At 43.0% G+C, this 13,078-nt stretch carries 10 protein-coding genes; 3 read left to right on the top strand and 7 right to left on the bottom strand.

Features of this window, described 5'->3' with window-relative positions:
* The 4 genes from C8322_RS05705 to hrpA all read right to left on the bottom strand — a co-directional run bounded on the left by C8322_RS05705 (position 1) and on the right by hrpA (position 7,943).
* Positions 1-2,046 (bottom strand): hypothetical protein, encoded by a 2,046-nt coding sequence (locus C8322_RS05705; RefSeq protein ID WP_004815535.1) that lies wholly within the window; start codon positions 2,044-2,046, stop codon positions 1-3.
* A 149-nt stretch (positions 2,047-2,195) separates the two neighbouring features.
* Positions 2,196-2,963, bottom strand: coding sequence for a lysophospholipid acyltransferase family protein (locus C8322_RS05700; RefSeq protein WP_004815534.1), 768 nt, complete (start codon positions 2,961-2,963; stop codon positions 2,196-2,198).
* Positions 2,964-2,978: 15 nt separating this feature from the next.
* On the bottom strand, positions 2,979-4,091 hold the full coding sequence (locus C8322_RS05695) for a beta-ketoacyl-ACP synthase III (RefSeq protein WP_004815532.1): 1,113 nt from the start codon (positions 4,089-4,091) through the stop codon (positions 2,979-2,981).
* 30 nt (positions 4,092-4,121) lie between these two features.
* The gene (hrpA, locus tag C8322_RS05690) at positions 4,122-7,943 is read right to left on the bottom strand and encodes an ATP-dependent RNA helicase HrpA (protein WP_034425037.1); all 3,822 of its coding nucleotides are present in this window, start codon (positions 7,941-7,943) and stop codon (positions 4,122-4,124) included.
* 687 nt (positions 7,944-8,630) lie between these two features.
* Between hrpA and ahpC the strand changes: the two genes are divergently transcribed.
* Positions 8,631-9,194 (top strand): alkyl hydroperoxide reductase subunit C, encoded by a 564-nt coding sequence (gene ahpC / locus C8322_RS05685; RefSeq protein WP_004815527.1) that lies wholly within the window; start codon positions 8,631-8,633, stop codon positions 9,192-9,194.
* A gap of 65 nt (positions 9,195-9,259) precedes the next feature.
* Here the strand turns inward: ahpC and C8322_RS05680 are convergent, their stop codons facing one another.
* Complete coding sequence (locus C8322_RS05680) at positions 9,260-10,351, bottom strand: zinc-binding metallopeptidase family protein (protein ID WP_004815525.1); 1,092 nt, start codon at positions 10,349-10,351, stop codon at positions 9,260-9,262.
* 311 nt (positions 10,352-10,662) lie between these two features.
* Here C8322_RS05680 and C8322_RS05675 point away from each other — a divergent pair, with 311 nt between their 5' ends.
* On the top strand, positions 10,663-10,869 hold the full coding sequence (locus tag C8322_RS05675; RefSeq protein ID WP_004815523.1) for a KTSC domain-containing protein: 207 nt from the start codon (positions 10,663-10,665) through the stop codon (positions 10,867-10,869).
* A gap of 23 nt (positions 10,870-10,892) precedes the next feature.
* On the opposite strand, the gene C8322_RS05670 is transcribed toward C8322_RS05675, so the two are convergent.
* Entirely contained in the window at positions 10,893-11,483 is a 591-nt protein-coding gene (locus C8322_RS05670) for an O-methyltransferase (protein WP_004815521.1), read from the bottom strand.
* A gap of 30 nt (positions 11,484-11,513) precedes the next feature.
* On the bottom strand, positions 11,514-11,732 hold the full coding sequence (locus tag C8322_RS05665) for a DUF1653 domain-containing protein (protein ID WP_004815519.1): 219 nt from the start codon (positions 11,730-11,732) through the stop codon (positions 11,514-11,516).
* 233 nt (positions 11,733-11,965) lie between these two features.
* Here C8322_RS05665 and ahpF point away from each other — a divergent pair.
* The coding region (ahpF, locus tag C8322_RS05660; RefSeq protein ID WP_228156493.1) for an alkyl hydroperoxide reductase subunit F at positions 11,966-13,078 on the top strand (1,113 nt) is incomplete at its 3' end.

The raw sequence follows: 13,078 nt of genomic DNA, 5'->3' as shown, positions 1-13,078 counted from the left end.
TTAAGTATTCAGGTCCAAATCAGAATCTATACACGACGTATGCAGTCGTCTGTTAAACCAGCTGGTGAAATGAATTGCCATATCGATATATTGCGGATCTGCTTTTTGGTTATGGGGATATTCCAACTGATCGAAAATAATTTCCTGATCGTGTATATGACAACCCAAGAGCAGTGGCGTAGATAATTCTGCATGACTGACATGAAAAGCAACGTATTCCCCTTCTATGATCCGCTGTGCATAACTGGCGGCCAGACAGTTCTGAAAAATCCGAGCTTCCTCAATAATCTGGTCTATATTTTTTAGCTCTTGAAATTTCCAGTCAAAATAATAGAAATGTGCTTCATTCGTCAGACTTTTCCAGTCCTTAAGTGCAAAGTCCTTTTTCAGTCGGGCAATAATTTCCTGCTTCTGAATCTGGTCATGCCAGGCAATGGCCTGAATAAACAAACCGTTCCAAGTCAGACTTTTTGGAATATTTTTATGTATAGCAAAATATTCTGCCAGATAGTCTCGTACATAACTGTCAAAAATTGATTCGCGCACATTGGCATTTTGCAAATAGAACAGCTGTCGAAACTCAGTCAATTGAATCCGATAACGCTGCAACTCGGTATAAAAATCGCGATTTTGTTGAGTAGCTGGCCTGATATATTGCTGTACCGCTTCAGGCAGATGAGAAGTTGCTTTATGTAAATGCTGCATATAGGCCTGCATGACCCGGCTTAAACCCATATATACCTTCTTGGTGGTGCAATCATCCATCTTGACTACTTCGCGCATCAGGCCGATCCACTCGTCTAGATACAGAATTGACGGACTGATAGCGATCCGGTGGTCATTAATCGGCTGACGTGTTCCTTTTAATACTACGGATTTATTATCCGGATGCGTGAACCATTTATACTGTATGGCATACTGATGCACACTATGAATAAATAACCGCGTTGAAGCATATTGAAAATATTGCAAGGTCGCCAGCAGCACCTGTGGATGTACCTGATGGGTATTCAGAAAACTGATCGCCGTGACTGTAACGCGTACACTACCGTGCTGAATATTCGTGCTAATCCAGTCCAACACTTCAGCAGACTGCTTGAACAGCCAGTTGATCGCCCGATTACAGTCAAACAACGGCAGTTTCGCGACTTTTTTCTGCCATAACTGATGATTATTTTCCAGAAAATGCTTCTTGCTCAGCAGATCATCTCGTCCCCAGGTATCACGGTTCATCAAACGCACGAAACCCAGCATATTGCTATGCTCCAAGGCGTGCCTGAACAGGAGTTCAATATCGTTTACATGATCATTCAGTTCATGCAGATTAAAGCGTTCCTCAAAGGACAAACTCATAATACGGTAGATTGCCGGATGCAAAAATTGTGCTGCGCTAAAACAGAATTCATCCAGACTGTGCATAAGTCCCTGAATCGAAAGAAAGTCAGCGGGCGCTAAATATTCTAAGGAAAAAATCTTCTGCATTTGCTGCAAGATGTTTTGAGGTGGTTCTTTTCCGTATAAGATACAGTCACTCATTACTGGCGTGGTATACAGACCTGCTCTTCTCATCAGATGATCAATGATTTCTGCCTGCACAGCGGAAAGCTGCTGCACGAATTTCAGCACACGTGCAGGCCCATTGACCCATTGATAGACCTGTTCGATCAGCAGCTTACGTAACTGTTGCGCTTTATCACGCAAGAATAGGGAATGCTGGGGTTTTAAATCACCAGTCAGGAAATGGATATCCTGTAAAAAGAACTCTTCCAGAGTGTCTGACTTGTGATGCTGCACACTAAAATGTAGTTCTGCCAGCAACTGCGCTGTGCCCTGCTGAATATGCTGAGGCGTATGCAGCTGGATATGAAACAGGCCATTTGCCAAGACGATCCGATATCTTTCATGATCCAGCTTGAACATATTCTGGGCATTTAAATTCCCCACAATGTCCCACTGATCCTGATAAATATCATGCAAGCAATCTGAAATACGAAGCAACTGCTTGGCGAGCTGCTGATACTGCGGTACTAAACTCTCCTGTTCCATACACGCACCTAAAATGGACTATAAACTCATTTAAGCATATTCAAGTCATCTGACACAGACCAGTAAAATAGCTCATATAGAAAAATAATTCACAAAATAAAATAAATCAGATAAATAGCCCGCATTTAAACCCAGTTCATTTTTATTTTTCAGGATTTAGGTGATAGCTCGGATGCCCGGATATTTTTTAATTCTTCAATTGCCTGATAGATCTGTTGCTGAATCTGATCACGGAATAGTGTCATATCTTCTTGGCTTTGGATATGAGAGACAGATAAAGCTGGCTGGAACTGAAAATAGAAAGGTAACCGTTTTGGAAAAAGACTTTTCGGTAAGGAAGGAATGACATCCCCTTTACGCAAGAGTTTATTAAGTGCAGAAACTTTGAGTAATTTCTGGAAATATTTATTTTCCACGACCTGACGGGCATCAAAGCCAATTTCGAAAATTTCATCACCGCCCAGAGCAGCAAACGGTATGATATCGTAGTCAAATTCTTGCGCCAGCCTTAAGAAGCCATAACGCTGTTTCCAGATCAGCTGGTACTGCTCGCCTTGGCGTTTCAGCACTTCTCGTCCTCCACCCGGAAAGACCAGAATCGAATAACCTTGGCGCATAACTTCACGCACATATTCCTGCACACCATCAATCGCGCCAAACTTCCTGAAGATTTCACGCCAGAGCGGAATATAAAAGTGGCTGTGGTCCGCAATACTGACCACAGCCACTTTATGTTCGTTGTACAGGTAATCAATAATCATGGGTGAATCAAATACCCCATAGATCGAATGATTACCGACATACATTGCAGGTCGCGAAGCATCAATGTGCTCAGCACCGAAAAAGGTCGGCGTAAAATACAGTTTGGACAATCCGCTTAAGTGTTTGATCCAGGCTGCATCATGCTTAACCTGCAAGATGTCTGCTCCCGCTTAAGCGACGTGCTTTTTCACCAGGATTGAGCCTACAGAGTAGCCCGCACCGAATGAACATAACACCCCATATTCGCCGTCATTTACTTCATTTGCCGTACGGTGCAATGCAATGATGACACCTGCTGAAGATGTATTTGCAAACTCGTCCAAAATCAATGGTACCAGTTCTGATTTTGCGTGTTCTTTACCTACGATCAGTTTCAGAATCAGCTCATTCATGTTCACGTTCGCCTGGTGCAACCAGAAACGTTTTACATTGGTCGGTTCAATCTGGTTCTTTTCCAGCTGCTTAGTGATCATCTTCGCAACCAGCGGACAAACTTCTTTAAATACCTTACGACCGTCCTGACGGAAACGGTTGTTATCGATATCAGCATCCACTTCGCTTAGGTTCAGGTAACCAAAGTTATTGCGAATGTTGTTTGAGAACTGGGTGAACAGTTCAATATCTTCAATTTCGAAACCAGTTTTAGTTTCAGTCTCTTCAATGATTGAAGCAGTAGCGACATCACCAAAGATGAAGTGACAGTCACGTGAACGGAAATCGGTATGACCAGAGGTGATTTCAACATTTACCATTAATACGCGACGCGCGCCCGACTTGATCGCATCAGCGGCCTGCTTAATCCCGAAAGTCGCTGCAGAACATGCCACGTTCATGTCATATGCATAGCCTTGAATACCCAGAGCGGTCTGGATTTCAATTGCAAGCGCTGGATAAGCACGCTGAATATTCGAACATGATAGAATCACAACATCGATGTCTTCTGCAGTCACACCTGCATTATCCATCGCCTGTTTCGCCGCAGCTATGCCCCACTCTGCCTGAATAGACAATTCGTCATTTGAACGTTCATGCAACAAGGGACGAAGACGTTTTGGATCCAAAATACCGGTTTTCTCAGCGACATAACGGCGTTTGATGCCAGAAGCTTTTTCAATAAATTCTGCACTCGAACCACGCAATTCTTCAATTTCGCCCGCAGCGATTTTGTCAGCATTCTCGAGGTTATACTGTTCCACATAAGCATTTAAACTTTCAACTAACTCTTCATTGGTAATGAAATCTGTTGGATGAAACAGACCAGTACCTGTAATGCGGATGCCCATGTAAAACTCCTTTTAGAAATTACCTATATGTTAACTGATTCCAAGACGATCCCATACTTTTTGTAGGCGATTCGGAGAAACTGGTGCTTTAGTTTTCATCGGTTGTGAAAATAAAGAGATCCGCAATTCCTCAACCATGAAATACAGTTCTTTCAGGCGAGCGTCATTTTTAAACTGGAACAATTTTTCCATCCAAGGGTCAATTTGATCAATGGCAGAATCATCCCTTTGTAAATTATTTGGCAAACGGTCAAGACGCAAAATCAGTGCCTTGAGATAGCGTGGAAATTCAATCCAGACATCCGCCGGTACGGAATAAACAAAGTCAGAAAGATTCATCAAATCTAGCTGATCCTCAATGTCATCAATGTTCTTGCCAAACACAGAACCGTCTAAAACCAACAATTTCCGGCGTATTTCCTGCCACTGGGTATAAATATCGGTGATATCCCGTAAAGCAGCTTGACCATAAGTCAGGAAAGATTTTTTTACATCTTCTAACAACTTTTGGAACTCTTTCGCATTGACAGGAAGCTCTTTTATTGCCGTCTGGAGTGTGGCATAAACTAACATTTGTTCCAGTTTAGCTTTATCACCCAAGGGTGAATAGGCCAATGCCAGTGGTTTAGAAATCTGTTTTTTCAGTTGGCGAATCAGATCACCGAGCTGCATATGTACCAGACGGATTACCCCGGCACGATGTTGACGAATCGCTTCAGCCTGATCATTAAAGGTCTGAATCACCACACCAGATTCATCTTTTTGCTCTAGGGCAGCAAAGTCTTTAGTGGGTACAAGAGCCTGGTATTGTTTCACCACCACACCTGTCACTTTTTGCGATGCTTCAAATACAAAGCTTTCCGGGAAAGTTTTATATTCACCTTTCAGCTGTTTGACTGGACTATGTGTTTCAGTACGGCAACGAGCTTTCAGCTCTTCCAGATCGCGGCCCTGTTCAATGACACGGCCTTTCTCATCAATCACCTTAATTAAAGGCAACAGATACTGCTCAACGCGTTCCAGTGAAAAGTCTTTTTCGGTAATCTGTTCACCACGCAACTGGAATGCCAGAAAGCTAAAGATATGCTTCTGCAAATCAGTCGCATCAATACGTGCCATTAACTTACGTGCAGTATCCGGAATTGGTACCAGATTACGTCGTTTATCTTTTGGTAAAGCTTTTAATAAAGCTTCGATTAGGTCCTGACGCCAGCCTGGAATCCCCCAAGACCAGAGATTTTCATCTACCTGAGGCAAGGCTTGTAGCGGAATACGAACGGTCGCGCCATCTTCATCATGGCTTGGGTCAAAACGATAACTGGCTGCCAGATGTAACTCACCATTACGCAAATAGTCCGGGAACTGCTGCGTGGTCGGACGGTCATTCAACCATAATGCATCATCATCAATAAACAGATATCGCGGATCTTGGGGTTCTATCGTAGCACGCCAGTCTTCGAAACTACGGCGACTTGCCACTTCTGGCGGCACTTTGGAAGCATAGAACTGATAAATGGTTTCTTCATCCACTACCAGATCACGACGGCGCAGCTTGTCTTCAACCCGTTCCACTTCTTCAAGCTTGAGCAGATTATGCTTCAAGAATGGTGGTGTAATTCCCAGATTGCCTGTGGTCAGTGCATCACGCAGGAAGATTTCATGTGCAGCTTCCTGATCCACTTTCTCATAATTGATCTGACGTTTGGGTTCAATGATCAGACCAAACAGTGAAATCTGGTCATATGCATTTACTACGCCGGCTTTTTTAGACCAGTGCGGTTCAAAGTAATGGTGTTTCACCAGATCACGTGCAGCGAGCAGAATCCATTCCGGCTCAATTTTGGCAAGCGTCCGTAAATACACCTGTGAGGTTTCCACCATTTCAAAGGCCATCACCCAGGGGGTATTGGTCTTATGCAAGGTCGAAGCCGGAAATACACGCGCCTTCTGCTGACGCACCGCCATAAACACATTACGTTCATCAGTCTTGTTGGCAATGAAAGACAACAAACCGGTTAATAAGGCACGGTGCAGATTTTCATAGCTGGCTTTCTTTTCATTAAAAGACAGATTTAAGCCCTTAGCGAGGTCAACCAACTGTTCATGGGTTTTCTTCCATTCACGTAAGCGTAGCCAACTGAGGAAATGATTCCGCGCAAAAGTACGGCGCTTGTTCTCGCTCATATTTTCACGATTGGTGTGCAGGGTTTCCCATAGTTTGATATAAAACAGGAAATCTGAATCTGCTTCACGGAACAGTGCGTGTTTTTGATCAGCCTGCATCTGCTTGTCAGCTGGACGTTCACGTGGGTCTTGGACAGCCAGCGCAGCAACAATCACCAGTACTTCATTCAAAACGCCGAAATGCGCTCCACCGAGAATCATCCGTGCCAGACGTGGATCAATCGGCATTTTTGCCATTTGATAACCAATCTTGGTCAGCTCATTTTTCTTCTCGGACATTGCTCCAAGCTCAATTAAGAGCTTACGACCATCATTTACCAAACGGTGATCCGGTGGCTCAATAAAGTCGAATTCTTCCAGTGAACCCAGTTTCAGACTCTGCATTTGCAAGATGACTGATGCCAGGTTAGTTCGCTTGATTTCCGGCTCAGTAAACTCAGGACGACTTAAAAAGTCTTCTTCTGAATACAGGCGAATACACACACCCGGCGCAATACGACCACAACGACCTTTACGCTGATTCGCTGCGGCCTGGGAAATCGCTTCAATTGGCAGGCGCTGTACACGTGAGCGATAGTTATAACGCGAGATACGGGCAAAACCGCTATCAATTACATAACGGATGTTCGGCACTGTCAGTGCAGTTTCCGCCACGTTGGTCGCGATAATAATGCGTCGACCACCACCAGAGGGGTTAAAGATTTTTTGCTGTTCAGCTAAAGCCAGTCGCGCATACAACGGTAACACTTCAGTATGTCGTGGACCATGCTTGATCAGAGTCTCCTGAAGCTCACGAATTTCCTGTTCAGTACTGGCAAAAATCAGGATATCGGCATGTTCAGGATGACCTTTCTCTTGCGCATCCTGAAAACATTCTTCTACGGCGGCTACGACTGCACGGGGCAGGTTTTCTTCAAAATCATCAAATTCATCGTCATCACTACCGCCAATCGTCATTTCAGAAATTGGACGATAACGCAGTTCAACCGGATAGCTACGACCTTCGACTTCAAAGATTGGTGCACCATTAAAGTAGTTACTAAAGCGGTTTACATCCAGTGTAGCTGAGGTAATGATAACCTTCAGATCTTTACGACGTGGCAGTAACTGCTTTAGATACCCCATGATAAAGTCGATGTTCAATGAACGCTCATGTGCTTCATCGATAATGATGGTGTCATATTTTGTCAGGAAGCGGTCATTGGCCAGCTCAGCCAGCAAGATACCGTCCGTCATCAAACGAACCAGAGAATCCTGCGAACCCTGCTCATTAAAACGAACCTTAAAGGAAATTGACTCGCCGAGCTTTTCCCCAACTTCTTCTGCAATACGTTGCGATACACTACGCGCAGCTAGACGACGTGGCTGGGTATGACCAATCAGGCCGGTCAGACCGCGTCCGGCCAGCATGGCAATTTGGGGTAACTGCGTAGTTTTACCGGAACCCGTTTCACCAGCAACAATAATAACTTGGTGTTCTTGAATCGCTTCAATCAGTTTATCGGCATATTGGGTGACCGGAAGTTCCTGATTCAGTTTGATATTCGGAATACGTTCAACACGCTCTAGAACTTTTAAATGCGATTTTTCGAATAATTCTTGGTATTGTTTTTCATTGGCATCCTTACCCTTACGTAAACGATTTAAACGGTGGAGGTCACGTGCCATCACCCAGTTTTCGACATTTAAACCTTTCGCAGCCAAGTCAGCGCCCTACAACTATTCTAAAACATACTATTCTACTCACTTTCATGCATTTTCCCAATGTACTTATGCGCACTTAGATCGTAATTTGGTTGTTGCAGCGTGACTAAAAGCTATGATTTACATTGCGCTCGGATCTGGAGCTGATTCGTATTTTTAAAATATTGCCAGCAAGTAAATACTCAGGCTTCTCTCTCAATACCCAGAGCTATCCATTTCAAGTCAAAATTTTAAAATAAGCCATAAAATGCTTAGGCTATTTAAAAAAGACACCTTTGCTTACGACTGATACGATTTACTTTTCACATATCATCAAACTACAAGATATTTATAAAATCAGGAGCTTCGCAGTCTTCAAATTCTCAAATTAAATCAATTTATTTGAAAAAAATAAGATTTTTTAAGCTTTACCCTTGAATTTTGTCGCGTAAAACATCATGTTCTTATGCAGGTTGATGACCGAACATGTTTTGTCATCCAGGCAGCTCTAGCTATGCCGAATGTACATAAAGATGACTTGGGTAAACTGGCAGTCAGTTACATAATTCGGTTTTTCCGATTTTTGTAATGTAAAAATACCATTTTAGCTAAGACCCAAAGTTCGATACTCTTATTCAAAATTAAAGACTAACCTCAATCATGGAGACAATGATGAGCTTGATTAATACTGAAGTTAAACCATTTAAAGCAACTGCTTTCCACAATGGCCAATTTGTTGAAGTTACTGAAGCTGACCTTAAAGGCAAATGGTCTGTAGTATTCTTCTACCCAGCTGACTTCACTTTTGTTTGCCCAACTGAACTTGGTGACCTTGCTGACAACTACGCTGAATTCCAAAAACTAGGTGTGGAAATCTACGGTGTTTCTACTGACACTCACTTCACTCACAAAGCTTGGCACGATACTTCTGACGTAATTGGTAAAATTCAGTACCCATTAATCGGCGATCCAACTTGGACTCTTTCTAAAAACTTCGAAGTTCTAATCGAAGCTGACGGCCTTGCGGACCGTGGTACTTTCGTTATCGATCCAGAAGGCAAAATCCAAATCGTTGAAATCAACGCTGGTGGTATCGGCCGTGATGCTCAAGAACTTCTTCGTAAAGTTAAAGCAGCTCAGTACGTACATGCTCACCCAGGCGAAGTTTGCCCAGCTAAATGGAAAGAAGGCGAAGCGACTCTTGCTCCTTCAATCGACCTAGTTGGTAAAATCTAATCTGTATTAGATTGCACTGATTGAAAAAAGCCACGCATTTGCGTGGCTTTTTTATTTGAACAGTATCAGGCAACTTTACGCTGTGCACCAGCTGTCGTCTGAATCACATCATGGATGAATTTCAATTTCTGTTGCACGATCGGATTAATCAGGAAGGGATAAAAGTCATCCTGCCCCATACTGCGGTTCAAGCCATTCATGGCAAAAGCTACGGGTAACCAGGCCTGATAAATTTCATCAAAATTACAGGTGTAATAAGGATTTATCCGCTTTACCAAGGTCATGAACTGATCATCACGTTCTTCTACTACATGTGGATGGATCTGCATGCCGAAGGAATCGGCAGTTTCCAGTACATCGACGATGTGCAGATAGTGTGCCCAGGTTTCGGCCCAGTCCTCCCAAGGATGCATGGTGGCATATGTACTAATATAACGCTCCATCCAGTCTGCGGGCGGTCCTTGATGATAATGCCGATCTAAAGCTTCCTGATAGTCCATGCGCTCGTCCCCAAACAGTTGCCGGCAAGGCTCCAGAAATTCGGTGTTATCTACCAGTACATCCCAGTAATAATGTCCAATTTCATGCCGAAAATGCCCAAGCAAGGTGCGATAAAGCTCCTCCATATTCTTGCGTTCCATGGCACGTTCGACATCATCTGCTTCTGCAATATTAAGGGTAATCACTCCATTATCATGTCCAGTCATGACTTTAGGTTCATCCGGACTATTTGGATTGGCCTTAAAATCAAAAGCTAAACCAGATTCAGGATTTTCCTGCCGAGACTGCAACGGCAACTTCCAGCGCAATAAAGAATAAACCAGGCGATGTTTTGCGAGTTCAATTTTATGCCAACGCAGTCGATACTGGGGTTCATTTAAATTGGGAATCACACGATTCAGGCGACAAGCCAGACAGAAGTCATGCGGATCTTCTTGCGGAATTACCCAGTTACACACCGCATACTCGGCATTAGCACAATAACGGTATTTGGCCTGTGTATCTGGTTCTGTCAGTATTGATCCATCTGCATTGGATTCTAAAGCCACCATCAACATGGTTGAGCTATCAAACCCCAGCAGATGTTGACATGCAGTACAGTAATTATTATCAAAATAAACAGGTTGATGGCAGTGGGAGCACTTAAATAATTGCATGTAGAAATAACTCTGCTTCGTTATTGTTTTCCCCTCATCTTAAAGCAGTTTTTTTTAACTACTTTAAATTTTTTGTAGCATTTTCTTGCAACAGGTATCAAGAGTTTGCATATTTTTTGCTTAATTGAAATGTATCGTTTCTTGATGAAGATTTTACCCTGAGCTATTGATTGAATTGATCATCTTGGAAAGGGTGAGAAAGAGAATAAATTTACAAAGCAACTATATAGAACTCAGTGCCCTTGAATTAAGTTCAAGAGATAGACCAATAAGAATTAAATCTAAATCTTCCTGTCTATTGGAGGTGTAGTATGGCTCTACTTTTAACAGTAATTTCCTGGAAATATAATCCTTCAAGCCGCCATCTTAAAATTTTCTATGACAATGGTTTAACCGAGCTCTATCATCCAGTGCCCGAATATATTTATGACAATTTACTCAGGCGTCATGACAAGGCGGCCTTTGTGAAAAAATACCTGGAATATGATCTTAATTTTACCCGGATTTACAGTGATTAAAACGGACTATTTACTCGAAACTATTATTGAAAAGTAATCAGGAGTAAGCCTGCACCGATATCGACTGTAGAAGATACAAAACGCTTATCCAGATCGACCAATGCTTTGAATACTGCCACCTGTTCTGCATGAGAAAGCACATTATCCACTACAAGTAACCCACCCTGCTGTTGCAACAATTGCGGCAGGTAGCTCCAATATTCAACATAAGCATCACGCTCAGCATCCAGCAGAATAAAATCGAACTGCTGCTGACAGGATTGTAAATAATCCAATGCATCTGTTACCTGAAAATCAATATGACTGTCCAGCTTTAAATGTTGAGCATGTAGCTGGGCTTCTTTCGAGCGCTCTGCATCAATTTCCAGAGTCACCATGTGACCTTGCGTGCTTGATAAAGCTTCGGCCAACCATAAAGTGGAATAACCTGTAGATGTTCCGAGCTCAAGCACACATTTAGACTGTTGTGCACGAATAAGTATAGAGAGAAACTGCGCTGATGCAGGTTCGATATTACGATAGCGCTGTAACCGATCACTCAGACCAGCATCATGCGCACTAAAGCGAGCATATAATTCACGAACATAGTTTTGAAAATGACTTATGTGTTCCACGCTCTACTCTCTTATTCAAATGATTAGGTTTTATAGTGCTGTGATCAGTTTAAAGCGCTCTAATTCACGATCGTCATCTAAAGTTATCACCTCAGTAAACATGCTGAGTGGACGCACCCAGATTGAATAGTCACCGTATAGACATTGATAAACCACCAGCTTTTCTTCAGTCTCACTATGCATGGCGACATGCAGGACCTGGTATAATTGACCTTTGTAATGCTGATAAATTCCGCGTTGAAGTTCCATTATTTTACTCACTCGATTGAAGCAGATTCATCTTAACTGAAAATTATCACAATACTGCTAGATCACTTGAAAATTCCATTATTAGTCCAATATAAGCTTGATATCAATGATGAAATTCCCATTTCATCTAAATTTCCGATTGAATAAATAAAAACTACCTGTTTTACCTATTCATCTATTTCACTTAATATTCTTTCATCGAATAAATTATTACTCCTTTGGAGACGTTAGCAATGTTAGATCAAAATACAGCAGCCCAATTAAAAACCCTTTTAGAGCGCCTTGAAGGACCAATCGAACTGGTAGCCACTTTAGATGCTTCGGATAAATCTGCAAAAATCAAAGAACTTGTAGAAGAAATCGCTGCACTGTCTGATTTAGTGACTGCCCGTTTTGATGGTACCAACAAACGTGCACCAAGTTTTGGTGTGGCTAAAGCCGGTGAACAGCCTCGTGTGTTCTTCGCAGGCCTGCCAATGGGTCATGAGTTCACATCGCTGATTCTGGCATTGCTGCAAACTTCGGGTTATGCACCGAAAGTATCGGATGAAGTTCTTGAGTCGATCAAAGGTTTAGGGATCAAGTCTGACTTTGATGTGTTTGTCTCTTTAAGCTGTCATAACTGTCCGGATGTGGTTCAGGCACTCAACCTGATTGCTATCTATAACCCGGGTACAACAGCAACCATGATCGATGGTGCTTTCTTCCAGGAAGAAGTGGAAGAACGTAAAATCATGGCTGTACCTATGGTATTTCAGGACAATGAACATATCGGTCAGGGTCGTATGACACTGGAAGAAATCATTGCCAAACTGGATACCAATGCCGCAGCCAAAGACGCGGAAAAACTGAATGCCAAAGATGCATTTGATGTGTTGGTGATTGGTGGTGGCCCTGCGGGGAACACCTCTGCAATCTACGCAGCACGTAAAGGCATCAAAACTGGGATCGTGGCGGAACGCATGGGCGGTCAGGTGATGGATACCATGGACATCGAAAACTACACATCAGTGCAAAAAACCCAAGGTCCAAAATTTGCTGCCGAGATGGAAGCACACGTACGTGAATACGGTGTCGACATCATGAACCTGCAACGTGTATCTGACATCAAGGGTGCAGATGAAACTGCCAACGGTCTGGTTGAAGTGACTTTAGAAAATGGTGCCAAGCTTGAATCTAAAACCGTGATTCTGTCGACTGGTGCACGCTGGAGAGAGATGAATGTTCCGGGTGAGCAGGAATACAAAACCCGTGGTGTTGCCTACTGTCCACACTGTGATGGTCCACTGTTCAAAGGCAAACGTGTTGCGGTGATTGGTGGTGGTAACTCGGGTGTAGAAGCTGCG

Source organism: Acinetobacter sp. SM1B (assembly GCF_003289665.1).
Taxonomy (GTDB): domain Bacteria; phylum Pseudomonadota; class Gammaproteobacteria; order Pseudomonadales; family Moraxellaceae; genus Acinetobacter; species Acinetobacter schindleri.
Note: the sequence above shows the minus strand (reverse complement) of the source record. Positions and strands in the feature narration are given on the sequence as shown.